Origin of the sequence: Rhizobium etli 8C-3, assembly GCF_001908375.1 — a bacterium.
Classification (GTDB): Bacteria; Pseudomonadota; Alphaproteobacteria; order Rhizobiales; family Rhizobiaceae; genus Rhizobium; species Rhizobium etli_B.
The window spans coordinates 1,341,169-1,355,292 of sequence record NZ_CP017244.1; the positions used below are offsets into that span (position 1 = coordinate 1,341,169).

Sequence of the window (14,124 nt, forward strand, 5' to 3'; positions counted from 1 at the left end):
CGTATGACCGGAGAACTCTTGCAACTCTACCATTTCACCTCGTCCGCACACCTGCGCGGCATTCATAAGTACGGGCTTACAGTGGGCGATGTGGTTACCGATCTCCATAAGCCGGGCGGCAGGATCGCCGTTTGGCTCACCTCGTCGCCGAACGCCTTCGGTCACGGTCTCTCCTGGAGTGCTATCGACAAAACCGAATTCCGGTTGACCGTGAATCTGTCTAATGATGACAGGCTCGAAAAATGGTTGGACTGGGCTCTCGACAACGTCTCTGCGACAGCGGCTCATTGCCGCCGGCGGGCGCGAAGCTGACATATGGTTTCTCTTTTTTGGTTGGCTGCCCCCAAGCCTCATCAGCGAGGTTGTTTCGTTAAGAACGGGAATGCCCATCGAGAACTGGGGCGAATACCTGCCATAGAACCAAAGCCTGCGCGGCATCTCCTTCGAAGGCCGCCACGCCTGGCAGAAGCGGATGCTTCGTGATTTCCGACGGGAAGCGGCGTCGCGCCACCGACACCTTTAAACAGAGGGGCTTAAGTCGTGGGGGTGTAATCGCACGGCGCCCACCAGCCGACTAAGCGACCGGCGGCCGGAAGATTGTAAGCATTGGTCGATGCGGTGTTTCCTACGACGCGCGTATCGCAAAATTCACGTTCTGCGCGGTTATGACATCAATATGGACGACCTGCTCGAGCACAAGAGACTCGCACTCCGTCAAGCCGCATGACCAGTCTCATGACCGCCCAATTTCTGCGAGAACAGTCAATCAGGTCAGGAATATTATGTAATAAAATCAAAATTATATTATTGCGAAGGAAGACCTAGAGAGCCTCGCTAGCAGCTGATGTAGATGGACCCGCTCCCCAAAATGTCCTTTTGCACCCTCCAAAAGGGCCTCAAAAGCACCAGCGACGACAGCTCGGCGACAGATAAAGATCGACGATTTCACGGATCTTATCGATGAACAAAGGGTCGCCTATCTCTACGAAAGCGTCGTCTCCATTTGCCAACGTATTACGATTTCGCCGGCTCCAATGGTCCGCGTCAGGCACCCGCCCCGGCCGAGGCAATTCATGGTAGCGGCACAATTCTTTGCCAGATCACGCCCTGCGGACGCGTGCCGCCCGTGTCATTCCACGACGCGCAGCACCAAAACCGGCTGCCGTTGCCCAGCCCAAGACGCATCCCGCTGCCCCCCAGATCAGCCCTGCCAGATCGACGGGAACCGCTGGAACGAAGTCATTCCAAGTGTTCTTGGCAAGTGTCAGGTCGGGGCGGCGCAGCAGCAGCAATGGTCTAGTGACTGGAGGCTCCAGTGCCAACTCCCGCTGCTGTGCCGAAAGCCTGTCGTAACGCCCGAATATCCGGCGCATCGCGTCGCCTTGATTGCGGAGGAACACTTCAGGAGAGGCTGAATATACGCTGAGGGCTTCCTGACGGTCGAGGCCGTTTTGGACGGCCTGTGAATCAAATGCATCGACGATCTTCCTCAATTCGTCCAGGGCCCCACCGATGCGCTGGCGGTACTGTTGGGCAAATTCAGGTCCTTGCGAGAAAACGACGCCACCCAGTAGCGCCATGACTATTGTCAACACTCGTGCCAGAAGTCCCATCCGAAGCCTCGCGTCGTCAAATATCGAAACGACTGCGATCCTCGGATGGTTGCGTGTGAGCGATGAAATTTGTCCGATCCTGGCGTGCGTGGCGGCTTCTTGGAACTAGATCGCCACCATCGGTGTTCTTGGTGCAAGGGAGATTGCCATGAGCACCAACGACACGAACGCCACTCGAGAACAGCGCCGTCCAAAAGACGTCAAGCCGGTACCCGAGAAGCCTGATCCTGCCGACAAGGAGTCGATCGCACCCACCGTTCCGCCAGCCGGTACGCGGGACGAGAGCGAGCGTCCGATCGTCGACCCGGTGACCGGCGTCTCCCTTTGATCCGTCATGAAATCGCTAGCTCCGTGCATATCGACCTTGACGTCGCATTGGCCACGGTGGCGCACAAATTGGCTACTCTGGTCAGGTGCCGCCAATGCGACGCCCAGCCGGTGGTGCGAGCCGACATGATCGCCTTGTTTCTACGTTCAATATTTTCTAGCACGCGTCGTGCATCGGCGAGACCCAGACCGTCCAGGGCATCAGGGCACAGCCTATCTGAAGGTCTCTGGCGGAGAAGATTCCGGCCCTCGCGGCGCGAACTCTAAGTCTTCACGTTCCACCTGAGCGATTTCTCAATCACCAGCCGTGCGTCGAGGGCTCCTCCTTTGGTCGGATTCTAGACATGGCGACGGCTACCCAACGCGCTCAGCCCTTACACGCGGTGACCTGGATGCCCTTAAAAGTCGACAGACGAGATTGCTAGCGCGCGGTGAGCGCCTGCTTGAGGACGCTACCCGCTCAGAACCCGGCGATAACGCTTCACCGGACACGCCCAAATGTCGAGGTCATCGAGGGCCTGGATGGTCTGCGTGTGTCGTCGGGATGCCAATGAACGGACGCAACCTAGTAGAATGTGGCAGCCAGACCTTCTTCGCATCCACCCAACCGTCATCGCTGACTTTCTGCCGCACGCCTACTAAGCTGGCCGCAGACGACCATACCCTTAACGAGTAGGCGAACTGGAGATCTGGGACCAGCGACTGTTCCCCCGCCTTATTCGGCAGCCGCTAGATAGACCCTATTTTGTGAGGAAGCGGCTAGGCCATGAACCCTGGCTTCAGTCTTGGCGATCAGCTGGTAGAATTCGTCCTGCGCTTCAACGTCCAGCTGGATAACGGCGTTCACATCGTCTGGCGTGTCACAGACGCAAGCGACCGCCGAGATAGGACACACGCCGCCTGGATAACGTTTGCCAGTGCCGGTATAAGCGCGGCGACCCCAACGTTGCGAATAAACAGTCTCTTCACGGTCGAGGTGCAGAATGGTCCCCTTGCACGCGGTGACAATGGCGGCCTTGCCATAGGCGAACCAGTGGTAGTTCAACTTTCGCAGTATATATTTTCCTGTGATGTCCTCGCCCGCCAGCTCTGCCGGGTCATTAATCATTCTGATCATGGTGACTACCTCTCATCGCTCGCTAATATCCGTCAGGACCGTTAGGACGACAAGAGAGAAAAACGTAGCATTCGGAGTAACTTAGTCACAAAGTGTTTCTGATTCTTACAGTGCTTCGAGCGCCCGTTCATCTGGCTGGCGGCGTTTGGAGAACGCATTATGGCCTCTGCCTAAAAGGCAAGATGCAGGTATCAGACTGTTCAATGGCAAGCGGTATTCAGGTCGAACTATCCTAAAACGTCCAAGGCTTGGGGCCCTGAACGGCGGACAGAATGGGCAAAATCCTTGTTCCCGCCGGATCGAGCGGGTGTGTTCCACGCGCTTCTCTCGTGCCAGCATCGGCGTCATATCGCCTGCCCTGCGCTGGGAGCAAACCCTGGCTTCGTTCCACCGGTCCTTCATGGACAAAGGAAACGCGGACGGACTGGTTTCCTATCGAAGTTTCGGCGGCGATGAAGCGGACGCGCGACTTACGACGGCTGCTTGGCTTTTCTTTGCCAATATTGGGCAGACTCGCATAAGGGGGCAGCGGTTCTCGAAGATTTCGATGGCGCCAAACTGGCTGCGAAGGCATCCCTCAGCGCAGCCCGTCTGCGGTCTCGCCGAGAGTGTCCGCCACATAGGCTCCGCGTGATCCCATTGGCAATGGCGCCCCCGTGGTAGTGTCCTTCGCCGTCTGGTGTTCAAGCTCCGCATTCAGCTCGCCTCCCACGATCAGGATGACGATCGACAGCCAGATCCAGACCAGAAAACCCATCAGCGCACCCAGGGTGCCGTAGGTCGCGTTGTAGTTGGCGAAGTGGTTGAGGTAGAACGAAAATACAACCGACATTGCAAACCATGAAAGGGTAACGAGAAAGGCACCCCATGTCATCCATCGGAGCTTGGCGGGCTCGCGGCTCGGACCGAAGCGATAGGCGGCGGTGGTCGCTGCCGCCGCTATCAAAAGCAACAACGGCCATCTCAGAAGCAGGGCCAGGTGCTCCTTGAATAGGTCGAGCCAAAGATAGGAAAGCACTACAGGCATGACAGCGACCAGCCCTATCATTAGGGCAGCAGAAAGCATCGCGCCGAAAGTGAAGCACAGCCCGACGAGGTTAAGCTTGATCAGTCCCCGCTTTTCCTTTTCTTCATAAGCCACGTTCATCGCATCGAAGATCGCCAAAGTCCCGCTGTGGGTGCTCCAAAGGGCGATGGCAAGGCCAATGAAGAAAGTGATGCCAAGCGTCGAGTTGCGGCTTTCGGCGAGGCTCTTGATGCGATCGGCGATGAGATCGAAAGCGCCCGGCGGAAGCAGTCCGGACAGCTCGCGGAGATGGTCAGCCATGGTGGCCGGATCCGCAATCAGCCCGTATAGCGCGACGAGTGCCGACAGCGAGGGGAACAAACCCAATAAGAGGTAGAACGTCACTCCGGCTGCGATGAGTGTCACACGATCATCGACGACTTCGTGAACCACCCGCCAGAAGACGTCGCGTAAGCCCTTCACAGGTATCGCCTCGGGGACGCTTGCGTCCCTTCCTCGGCCAGCCTCGAGCTCGGTCTCCACTGATCCATTTGGCGTGTCTGCGTGCGTACCCTTCAGTGCGACGAGTACGCAGCCCGCAACGACAAGGAGGGTGGCGATGCTCGACAGGTTGATGTGCGGACGACTGAGCATAGGTAATTCCATTTCAGCAGAAATAGCAGTTGGCCACGCTTCTTCTTGATGTCGCTGTTGCCTTGCTGACGCTAAGATTTGTCCGTCACCTCGACCGACCTGAAAGCATCATGAACGTCGTATGCGATTGAACAGCCTTGTTAGAGACTTCTGTTGCGATCTTCAGCGTTGATCAATCTTCGAATACAGAGCCACGCGCGTGTTTTTTCCGCGTCCTGGCTTCGCCGAGTTTTTTGTGCTTCGGTTTCAGCATGCGGCATCACGCACGGCGGCTGCCGCATCTCATGAACCATCAATGGGTAGGTTTGTTCCTCGCCAGTGACAAGGTTCGCAAAACCTCGCGCCTGCGAGCTTCTCTGTGTCGGCAGATCATGAGGGATTGCTGCCCATCAACGAGTAAGCGATCTCGCTGGACCGATTTTTTCTGCTGCCACGGAAGCAGCGTCACGGAGCCGCTTCTTGGGAGGCAGCTTGACGGCACCAGATGCGCCCGAATGAATATAGCAGCGTGCGTCATATCGGGGCGGTGGCGGCGGTCTTACTGCAGGGTCACGTGAGCCGGATATGCACGAGCCATCTCCGGACGTTGCTCGAATGTCCGGCGAAGAATCCGCGCTGCGTCGTCCATAATGAAGACGAGGTCCGTAAGGCGCTCGATCTCCGTGTGTATTCGATATGCCTCGACGTCGTCGAGACTTCCACTTCCGATCAGCCTTCTCGCCTTTTCGATCAAGCGTTCGGTCCGGTCGACGATGTCCAGGCAGCGGCGTATAATGACTTCGAGCATGCGTGTCCCCTCGCTTGCATGACGCAGCGTGGGGGAGAATCGATCGATAGGCAATCCCTAAATGTCACTAAAGACGGTCGCGGATACGGTCGTAAAGATCGCGGATTTCGTCGAGCACCCGGTCGTAGCGTGAACGAGGGGTCGATGACCGGAGACTGGCGATCGCAAAGGCAAACGCACCGGCGACCGCCGCGGCGGCCAGGAGTGATGAAACAGGATAGAGCTTGACCGTTGCTTCAGTCTGGCGTGCGGCTTGTCTTGCGCCACCCCTCACGGTTTGCGCGGCTTCGGAAATCTGTTGCCGCAACACCTCCATCTGCTTTCGCAGGGCGCTGATCTCTTCACGAGGATCATAGTCCGGCTGAGGCGGAATGCCTACCGCGGCGGTTTTGGTGTCGACAATCGCCTTGGGGACAGGCTCGCCTATCTTGGCACCCTTGGCAACCAAGGGCGCGGTATCGGTTCTTTTGCGAGGCGGCATGGCGGTCTCCCTAATATGGTCTTTCCACGTTAACTGGAGCAGCCGGTCCTGGGTTCAAGCGCACTAGACTTTGGACCTCGCAGTGGCATTGCTACGGCACCGAACTGGATGATGCAGCGTCTGGGTGCGCAGTCCAGCCCGATGGGCTGCGCTGTAAAAGCGGATCCCAGCGATGCACCGCCTCGGAAGGACTGCAACCTATGGAACTGTCCGGCATACAGCGCTTGCAGCTTTCCGGGTCCTCAACCTGTCGAGGTCCTTCACCCGTTTTTGTCGTAGCGGACCATCTCCAGTTCCATCATGGTCTTTTGGTCCAGCCCTTCATAGGCGGCGCGCGAAACTGCCCTCGGCAGTTCATTCGCTTATGCGTGCACTTCAAACGTGCCTGACGTTATCTGAACGCCACCTCCATGTGTTGCCGGTCCTGGGCGATCACCTGACAACCCGTTTCGAAACCTTCTCCTTTAATGGCCAGAACGAACTCGGGAGGAATACCGGCCGAGTTTGAAACGGAAAGCCCGGCGCTATCGCTACCAAGAGACCTAATGGTGCAGTCGATGGTTGAACGTCGATCGTTAAAAATGATGGAACCGGCCTTCAGGACCCGACGACGGCTACCCGTCGTCGGGTCCGTTTGAATGGAACTCCACGAAACGCAACGATTTCGTCCCTTATGCTTGGCCTGATACATCGCCGCGTCCGCCTGGGCCAGAAGTGTCTCGATGTCTTTGCTGACGATCGAGAGTGCCGAAACTCCGAAGCTGGCTGTCGCGCTCAGCGTGCCATAGTCGCCGCAGACTTCCTGCGACGAGATCGCAGTCCTCAGTTTTTCTGCGACTGCAATTGCGCCTTCCCGGTCGATATGGGGAAGGATAATGGCAAACTCTTCGCCTCCGAGGCGGCCGAACAGATCGCTGGCCCTCAGGGCTGTCCTGCATGTTGAAGCGACAGTTTTGAGAACCTCGTCTCCGGCAGCATGACCATAGGTGTCGTTGACCCGCTTGAAATGATCGATGTCGAAGACGACACAGGAAAGACTGTGTTTGTGCCGCAAAGCCAGAGAGATGAATTGCTCCGCTTCCTGCTTGAAGGCGCGCCGCGTAAGAGCTTCGGTCAGGCTGTCGGTGGCTGCCGATTGCAGCAATTCGATCCGGTCCATGGCGGCACCTGCAAGCTCGGTGAGGATCGCCAGATCCTTGCTGCCGAATGATCTTGGCCTGCGATCTATCGCGCACACCGTACCGATTGCGTGTCCGTCATGCGTTTTCAACGGGACGCCTGCATAAAAACGGATGTGGGACTCGCCCGTCACCGCCCGGATGCTTCGAAAACCGCGGATCCTTGGTGGAATCCTCCACGACGATTGGTTCTTCGCAGTCCACGACGTAGCGGCAGAACGTGTTTTCGCGCGGCACCTCATCGGATGAAAGGCCCGAGCAGGCCTTATACCATTGACGATGTGCATCGATCACCGAGACGATTCCGATATCGATTGCGAAGATTTCCTTGATCAGCCGCACCACCCGATCGAAACCTTCGTCTCTTGGCGTGTCGAGCAGGTCGAAGCGTTCCAGTGCAGCCAAGCGGGCTCTTTCCCGCTGGGCGGCCTCTGCAACTGACTTCCCGAATGGTCTTGCCCCTGCCATTTCCGCGTCTCTCCTCAAAGGTTCATGGCGTCGATGATCCAATCGAAAAATTAACAAAGGAATTCGGCGATGGCGAAAAATTGACGCTGAGGGATTCGTTGGCCGCCTACTGAGCGCCTGACGCGCTTGAAATATCCGTCGAGCCGCAGTCTCCGCAGCCATTGTGGTGGCAGCTCAGACTTGTCAACCATTTCCCAGCGCCGATCACGTCGCTTCAGCAGTATCGTGAACTGGTTTTTCTGCGCGCTCGGCGTTTGACGGCTGCTGAAACTCAGCGGTTGAACATATCCTGCCACTGCTTCTCGCCGATCATGCAGTCGGTAGCCGGTACCTCGCCGGCAATTTTTTGCATCACCTCAGGCGGGCCAAGGCCACTGATCTCCATCACCAGCTTGCGGCGCACAGCAACGGCGAAATCCTCGATCTTGCGAACCGGCAGCACGAAGGATCCGGGGCCACCGATCACGCAATCGGCATAATATTTGTCAAGCCCGCTCGGAGCATCGGATGGTCTCAGCATAATCGCGAGACCGTTGATGACGATGCCCGCCCTTAAGGCCTTGTCCCGGGTGGTCATGACCGGATCGCCGGAATTGTTTGGCCCGTCCCCGGAAACGTCGATCACCTTCCTCACGCTGTCGTAGGGGCTTGAGGCTATCATTGTGGCGCCTTGGGCTATCGCAGCGGAGATCGAAGTGCGACGCTGCGTGCTGATCGGTCGCGCTTCCAGCCTATCGGCGAAATCGATTGCATCCTGCTGCGTCTCGATCAGCTGCCACTCGATCACGGAATCGGGTACAACATAGCCTGCCCATTCAAAATAGCTGATGACGATGCGGCCGGTGAGACCGCTGTTCACTGCTTCGATGAATTCCTTGTGCTTGAGCGCGTCGATATAGCCCTCACGCTGGATGCGAACTTCCTCAAAATCCATGGACCGTGAGGTATCGACAGCAAGGACAAGCTCGACATCGACCTCGCCTTCCGTGGCTTGCGCCACTGTCGAGGCGAGACCGGAGAGGCTGATGAGAACCGCGAGTGTCGTAAACATCGTCAACCAATCACTGCGTAATCCATAAAGGACTGTAACACAGCCTGGCGAGAGAATGACCCTCGACTGCCTGCGTTCCTTCAACTTTCAGTGAGAGAAAAATATGGCCTTGTCGCCGGGTTCCGACGGGTGATCAGCATCTCGACAACCGGATCGACGCGACCCGCCCGATCGTCGGCTGTGCCGCGGCACTGACTGAGCGAATTGCGGCTGCACCGCAAATGGTTGCGATCATGGCAGGCCATCTTCAAAGTACCTGGTATGCCATGCTTGCCTGCGGCAGATGTTCCGCTAGTTGGGTTCGAATGGATGTCCAGGAGAATGCAGTTCCCACTGGTTCGTTGAATACGTCCCAACAGGTGCCGCTTCACGTGCAGGACCCAGCTGCCATGGCGGAAGTCGAACGGCTTCTCACACGCCGGACACGTGACATCCGTCTCAAAGGCGAGCTTCGTCGCCTGTTTCGGGAGCGCTCCTGGTCGCGAACGGCCAAGATCGTTCGCGCCTGGATGATATGGGTAGCTTTGTTGGATGTGCTGACGCTGTCGCTCAACATGTTGATGCTTCCAGGAGCCGTCACCCTGCCGATGCTGCCAGCGAGCAGCGTCCTTCCGGCCGTCACAATGGCCGTCGCCGTTGTTTGGCAAAGGCCGCGCGCCCCCTGGCTCCAAGGGCTCTCGCTGATTGCCGGCATGTTTCTCATTCTCTTGTCGATCGCATTGGTGGGCGTGAGTGCGGGTGGCGAGTTCTACGAGCGGCACCTGAACATCATGCTTTTCGTGGCGATTACAGCCATCATCATCTTTGGCATACCATTGGCGTGGACGGCGACGATCGCCGCTTGGGCCCTCGGCCTTTATCTCGTTTTTCAGTTGCTGAACCCAAACCTTGAAATCGGGAGCGCCCTGGCTGCGACGCTGTTTTTTGCCAGTGGTATCATCGCAACGGTCGTTGCCAGACGAACCATGACGATTCTGGCCCAGAAGACATTCCTTCTTGAGCTTCGAGACCGCAGCCGTGTCGCCGAACTGGCCGACGCCAATGCCAGACTTGAGCATCTCGCAAGAACCGATCCTCTAACCGGGATCGCAAACCGGCGCTGGATGATGGAAACGCTCGATCGGCTCTGGGGCGGTGGCACCAAATGCCCTGCAGGCGCAGCCATGCTGATGTGCGATATCGATGAGTTCAAGACCCTAAATGATCGTCTCGGCCATGCTGAAGGCGATCGCTGTCTCGTCGAGGTTGCCGATATTATCCAGGACTGCGTGCGGCGCGATCGGGATCACGTGGCGCGCTACGGCGGCGAAGAATTCCTTGTCCTGCTTCCAGGTGTGGACGCGCGCGGGGCCATCGCTGTGGCTGAACAAATTCGCAAGAGCGTCGAAGCCGGCACGTTTCCCAACCCCGGATCGCACGTCTCCCGTTACGTCACCTTGAGCATTGGAGTGGCGGTACAGGCGCCAGCCGCAGAAGCGGCAACGCCCGAGCAGCTTCAGCATCGAGCCGACGCGGCGCTTTACATTGCCAAACAGGCCGGTCGCAATCGCGTGGTGCTCCACGGAGCGGCTCCATCGAGCATCTAAGCTCGCTTGTCCCGATACGGAGCGGACACTTGGCCAGTATGCCCAGTCGTAGTCTCGCCTTCGCCAGTCACTTTGGGATTTTCGAAGACAGCCACGGCCGCTCACACCGGAAACCGAGCCCCTCCGGGTGTCGGGATTAAGCCGCCGCTGTCGCCGCGTCACGGAATGAAACGAGTTTCTGGCGTCGATCATCCCATAGCACAAGCCCGACGCATTGCAGGCTTTGCCAAAGTGTAATGCGTCCGATTCCGGCAAGTTGCGGATGATCGCGCAGCACTTCGGGCAGCCTGTAATAGGGTATGCGGCTGGAGAGGTGATGGATGTGGTGAATGCCGATGTTGCCAGTCATCCATCGCAGCACCAGCGGCAAGTCGTAATGGGACGCACCGTGAAGGGCAGCTTGCGGAAACTGCCATTCGTTACCCGTCGACCAATGTGTATCCTCGAACTGATGCTGGACATAGAAGAGCCATATGCCCGCCGCACCCGACATAAGCACGATCGGCAGGTGGATCAGCAGGAATGGCCATATCCCGACAATCCACATCATCAAGCCCGCAAGTGTGACGACAGCAAGGTTTGTTCCCATCGTCGATACCCAGGGAAGCGCTCCGGAATTCATCATTCCGATCGGCAGGCGCTGCTTGAAGAGGAAGAGCCAGGCCGGGCCGATGCCGAACATCACGAGTGGGTGCCGGTAAAGGCGGTAGCCGAGCCGCCTCATGGGCGAAAGGGCGCGGTATTCTGCAACCGTCAGGGTCGTGATGTCGCCAACACCTCGCTCGTCCAGATTGCCAGCCGATGCATGATGGGCGGCATGCGCCCGGCGCCAGTAATCGTAAGGGGTCAGCGTAAGCACGCCAATCACACGCCCGGTCCAATCGTCAATGCGGCGACGAGCGAAGAACGAGCCATGGCCGCAATCGTGCTGGATCATAAACAGGCGCAGCAGGAAGGCTGCGGCCGGAAAGACTGCCGCCAGTCCGTACCAGAATCCGTAAGCAAGGGAAAAAGAGGCGACAGCCCAGCATAGTGCAAACGGAATGATAGTGACAATCAGCTCGAAGGCGCTGCGACGAACCCGCGGCTGACGGTATTTCGACAGGGTTTTCAACCAAACTGCGACGTCGTCTTCAGGACGTAAGGCAGGTGTATAGACATTTGCATTCATTAAAAGCGGTTCCTGTTCGCGCATCTTGCACCATCTGTGCGCGCATGACCTGTTTGCGTCCATAAACGCAATGGTCGGAGCGTCAGGCCTGACGAGCCTTGCGCGCGGCATAACGGCGATCGCGTTCGGCCTTGCGTGCGGCTTCGGTGGCTTCGGCGCGTGAAACCTGATCGGCAATTTCTGCCTGACGAGATTCGGCTTCTGCCTTTTCCTCGGCCGCCGCATCGGCAAGAATTCGACGGTTCTGTGCCGCCTTCAATGCTTCCCGTTCGGCCCGACGGAGTGCACGGGCCTGGGTCACCGCATCACGCGCGGCAAGTCGGGCCTGCATGGCAGGATCGGCCGATTTCGGGGCGGAGGCAAACTTTGCCAAAAGCTCTCGTTTTGCATCAGCCGCAGCATTGCGGCGCTCGGTAAAGCCATTGTCGGTGGGACGTCTCAACAGATATTCCTTTGGATCTCGTAACGTTGCATGCGTGGAAAGAATGCGCAGCCAATGGAAGCCCGGTGCCGCACTGGTATCGTGCACTCCTGAAGGAGTTCCAGAACGGAAAGAGGCCAGACACGGGCCTGGCCCCTTGAAGCTTCATGCCAGTAAATCCCCGGTCACCGGCGGCTAAAGCTCAGGCGGCCTTGAGCTGGCTGGCAGACATCTTGCCCGACTTGCTGTCGCGCTCGAGTTCAAAACCGAGCTTCTGGCCTTCGACGATCGAATTCATCCCTGCACGTTCGACAGCAGAAATGTGAACGAAAACGTCGGCGCTGCCGTCATCAGGTTGGATAAAGCCGAAACCTTTGGTGGAATTGAACCATTTAACCGTGCCGGTCGTCATAACGAAGCCTTTCTTAGCAAGATTGTTCACCGCTGTGCGATGCACAGCGCGTTTTCGACTTTTGAGAGAGGGAAGTTCGTCACGAAGCGCTGGGCGCAGCAAAAACAAATATCGGCAAACAAAGTATCGATGGCCGGACTATAGACGCTTTGATCATCACGTCAACTTCTTGTTTGGGCGCTTTAGGAATATTCTACTTTCGGTAGAACTGGACGCGCCACTCAGGTTGAGGGCACCACGCTGCTTCAGTTCTTCCGCCTGGGCAGTGGATATGCATCGTCTTCGTAAAACCTCTGCATCTGCTGCCCATCGAAGCGGGCTTCCTCAACTTCCAGAACGGAACCGCGAAGCATCGATGCGGGCATGTCCTCGATCGCAAAGCGAAGTGCTTCAGCGGCTGAATCAAACCTTTTGTACCGAAGGTGGCTCGTTCTCCTTACGGTCTTGCACGGATAAAGTCCTGCCGCAGCATTATAATCAAACGGCGCCATGGGAAGGCTCCTTACGGGCAAGCGGCGTCACGAGGTTGGCGTTTCTCGTGCGGTTTTCGAGCCGCTGCTGCCTTTCAACGGGCCTTAGTTCTCTCATTCTGAGGATCTGCCTGGCGCGTATGTCCTGTAGCTTGGCAGCATTGGAACCTTCTGGCGCTACGCGTTGGAACAGGCTCTGCGCCGTGTGGCGGGTCGTATCTATCATAAAGATATCCTTAAACATGGATGCGCGAGGCAGTAGCGTCCAGCGCAGTCATCTTCGCCAGGTGGAATTCGCAACGTCGCAGTTCCTGGATAGCCAAGCACTCGCCCGGACCGGCGAAATCAGGAAGCCCAAAGGCTGAAGACATAACAGAGAGATGGTGACGCGGACCACCCCTTTCAAGGCGCCGCCACAGCGTATCTCCGCGCCAAGCACCTTCGTGCGTGACCACCCGACCCTTCATAAAGTCAACCTTGGGGTCCACGAAGGTAGTCATTCGCTCTTGCGTGTCCGGCGTCGCTTTCGCACGCGCTGCAGACTTGATTCCTCCCCGGGTTCCACTTCTGCCGTCGAGGGCTTTGCCCCGCCTTCGGGCGCTGCGGGATCCGGATGGCTAGAGCGCTCGCGATTAAACTGCGCCCGCTCTTTTAGCAGTGCAAGATACCGCTCGCGAACTTGTGGCATGGTCAATTCACCAGTGACCCAACATTCGATCAAGGCATGAAAGGCTGGATCGGCATCAATTTCGAGACCGAGCCTGCGCGCGCGCCCAAATGCTTTATTGACAGCCAACCGACGACTTTTGATGCTCATGCAGATATCCGCTCAAATATCGAACCAAGTGCCACGATCCTTTATAGCGGGCTATGTGTCGACTCACCAACATGAGGTAGTGCCCACTAGCCCCGGCGGGTTGGCTGATAGCCACATCCGATCCCGACCAAATCTGATGCGGTTCGGTCATTTTCGCGCAGATCTGCCACCGGCGCTACGATCGCCTGGCATCGATACGGCTCGCAAGCACGTCGTCATGCTGCCCAGATGAGACGCTGGCATGAGTTGGGCGGGAAGCGCGCCTTCGGTAGGGTCATTGGTACCGGCAGGCGATTTCGGCAGAAAAGGAATTTCGAGAACCGTACACATTGATGTCGCCGCTTGTCATCGCATGAATCGCCCCGCAGTATCATCAATTCCTGCGCCCGGGCGATGGAGTCCAAACGGTTCCCGGTCCGCCGTCCGGAGCAGCCTCGACCATGACTGTCCGTTTACCTGCAGCGACCTTTCCAATGACGCCCACAGCATAACCGATCGAAAACAACGAGGCGATGACTATGGCATTGGAGAGGCGCAGGGCAATGGCAGCGTCTGATATGAACAA

The 14,124-nt window shown here is 57.6% G+C and carries 14 protein-coding genes and 1 pseudogene; 3 read left to right on the forward strand and 12 right to left on the reverse strand.

The annotated features are described in order from the left end of the window. The first annotated feature begins 18 nt into the window (after positions 1-18). A complete protein-coding gene (locus tag AM571_RS31295; RefSeq protein WP_074064835.1) occupies positions 19-312 on the forward strand; it encodes a hypothetical protein in 294 nt (97 codons plus the stop codon). Between the two features lie 788 nt (positions 313-1,100). Here AM571_RS31295 and AM571_RS31300 read toward each other — a convergent pair. Next, on the reverse strand, positions 1,101-1,613 hold the full coding sequence (locus AM571_RS31300; RefSeq protein ID WP_074064836.1) for a DUF2937 family protein: 513 nt from the start codon (positions 1,611-1,613) through the stop codon (positions 1,101-1,103). A gap of 148 nt (positions 1,614-1,761) precedes the next feature. Between AM571_RS31300 and AM571_RS31305 the strand changes: the two genes are divergently transcribed. Next, positions 1,762-1,941: a hypothetical protein gene (locus AM571_RS31305; protein ID WP_074064837.1), complete on the forward strand. Its 180-nt coding sequence runs from the start codon at positions 1,762-1,764 to the stop codon at positions 1,939-1,941. Positions 1,942-2,655: 714 nt separating this feature from the next. Here the strand turns inward: AM571_RS31305 and AM571_RS31310 are convergent. From AM571_RS31310 to AM571_RS31335, 6 genes and pseudogenes are all read right to left on the reverse strand, one after another. Further along, positions 2,656-3,057, reverse strand: coding sequence for a hypothetical protein (locus AM571_RS31310; protein ID WP_074064838.1), 402 nt, complete (start codon positions 3,055-3,057; stop codon positions 2,656-2,658). Between the two features lie 577 nt (positions 3,058-3,634). Further along, positions 3,635-4,717 (reverse strand): YihY/virulence factor BrkB family protein, encoded by a 1,083-nt coding sequence (locus AM571_RS31315; protein WP_074064839.1) that lies wholly within the window; start codon positions 4,715-4,717, stop codon positions 3,635-3,637. A 538-nt stretch (positions 4,718-5,255) separates the two neighbouring features. Beyond that, a complete protein-coding gene (locus AM571_RS31320) occupies positions 5,256-5,504 on the reverse strand; it encodes a hypothetical protein (protein WP_074064840.1) in 249 nt (82 codons plus the stop codon). A 67-nt stretch (positions 5,505-5,571) separates the two neighbouring features. After that, positions 5,572-5,985, reverse strand: a complete 414-nt coding sequence (locus tag AM571_RS31325) for a hypothetical protein (protein ID WP_074064841.1) — start codon at positions 5,983-5,985, stop codon at positions 5,572-5,574. 391 nt (positions 5,986-6,376) lie between these two features. Then, positions 6,377-7,631: pseudogene (locus AM571_RS31330) on the reverse strand (diguanylate cyclase). Between the two features lie 271 nt (positions 7,632-7,902). After that, positions 7,903-8,682 (reverse strand): DUF1194 domain-containing protein, encoded by a 780-nt coding sequence (locus tag AM571_RS31335; protein ID WP_074064842.1) that lies wholly within the window; start codon positions 8,680-8,682, stop codon positions 7,903-7,905. Positions 8,683-8,987: 305 nt separating this feature from the next. Between AM571_RS31335 and AM571_RS31340 the strand changes: the two genes are divergently transcribed. Further along, the gene (locus AM571_RS31340; protein ID WP_081377251.1) at positions 8,988-10,268 is read left to right on the forward strand and encodes a GGDEF domain-containing protein; all 1,281 of its coding nucleotides are present in this window, start codon (positions 8,988-8,990) and stop codon (positions 10,266-10,268) included. 136 nt (positions 10,269-10,404) lie between these two features. On the opposite strand, the gene AM571_RS31345 is transcribed toward AM571_RS31340, so the two are convergent. From AM571_RS31345 to AM571_RS31375, 5 genes are all read right to left on the reverse strand, one after another. Beyond that, on the reverse strand, positions 10,405-11,439 hold the full coding sequence (locus tag AM571_RS31345) for a fatty acid desaturase (protein WP_074065689.1): 1,035 nt from the start codon (positions 11,437-11,439) through the stop codon (positions 10,405-10,407). An 82-nt stretch (positions 11,440-11,521) separates the two neighbouring features. Beyond that, positions 11,522-11,881, reverse strand: a complete 360-nt coding sequence (locus AM571_RS31350; RefSeq protein ID WP_074065690.1) for a DUF6481 family protein — start codon at positions 11,879-11,881, stop codon at positions 11,522-11,524. 181 nt (positions 11,882-12,062) lie between these two features. Further along, positions 12,063-12,272, reverse strand: a complete 210-nt coding sequence (locus tag AM571_RS31355) for a cold-shock protein (protein ID WP_022719019.1) — start codon at positions 12,270-12,272, stop codon at positions 12,063-12,065. A gap of 477 nt (positions 12,273-12,749) precedes the next feature. After that, positions 12,750-12,968 carry a hypothetical protein gene (locus AM571_RS31365; RefSeq protein ID WP_074065691.1) on the reverse strand — a complete coding sequence of 73 codons (219 nt, stop codon included), beginning with the start codon at positions 12,966-12,968 and terminating at the stop codon, positions 12,750-12,752. 270 nt (positions 12,969-13,238) lie between these two features. After that, positions 13,239-13,559, reverse strand: a complete 321-nt coding sequence (locus AM571_RS31375; RefSeq protein WP_074064845.1) for a hypothetical protein — start codon at positions 13,557-13,559, stop codon at positions 13,239-13,241. Positions 13,560-14,124 lie beyond the last annotated feature (565 nt).

Coding starts and splice junctions, on each gene's coding strand:
- AM571_RS31315 (WP_074064839.1), bottom strand. CDS start 4,717: ATGCTCAGTCGTCCGCACATCAACCTGTCGAGCATCGCCACCCTCCTT.
- AM571_RS31375 (WP_074064845.1), bottom strand. CDS start 13,559: ATGAGCATCAAAAGTCGTCGGTTGGCTGTCAATAAAGCATTTGGGCGC.
- AM571_RS31335 (WP_074064842.1), bottom strand. CDS start 8,682: ATGTTTACGACACTCGCGGTTCTCATCAGCCTCTCCGGTCTCGCCTCG.
- AM571_RS31305 (WP_074064837.1), top strand. CDS start 1,762: ATGAGCACCAACGACACGAACGCCACTCGAGAACAGCGCCGTCCAAAA.
- AM571_RS31345 (WP_074065689.1), bottom strand. CDS start 11,439: ATGAATGCAAATGTCTATACACCTGCCTTACGTCCTGAAGACGACGTC.
- AM571_RS31365 (WP_074065691.1), bottom strand. CDS start 12,968: ATGATAGATACGACCCGCCACACGGCGCAGAGCCTGTTCCAACGCGTA.
- AM571_RS31325 (WP_074064841.1), bottom strand. CDS start 5,985: ATGCCGCCTCGCAAAAGAACCGATACCGCGCCCTTGGTTGCCAAGGGT.
- AM571_RS31300 (WP_074064836.1), bottom strand. CDS start 1,613: ATGGGACTTCTGGCACGAGTGTTGACAATAGTCATGGCGCTACTGGGT.
- AM571_RS31355 (WP_022719019.1), bottom strand. CDS start 12,272: ATGACGACCGGCACGGTTAAATGGTTCAATTCCACCAAAGGTTTCGGC.
- AM571_RS31320 (WP_074064840.1), bottom strand. CDS start 5,504: ATGCTCGAAGTCATTATACGCCGCTGCCTGGACATCGTCGACCGGACC.
- AM571_RS31340 (WP_081377251.1), top strand. CDS start 8,988: ATGGATGTCCAGGAGAATGCAGTTCCCACTGGTTCGTTGAATACGTCC.
- AM571_RS31310 (WP_074064838.1), bottom strand. CDS start 3,057: ATGATCAGAATGATTAATGACCCGGCAGAGCTGGCGGGCGAGGACATC.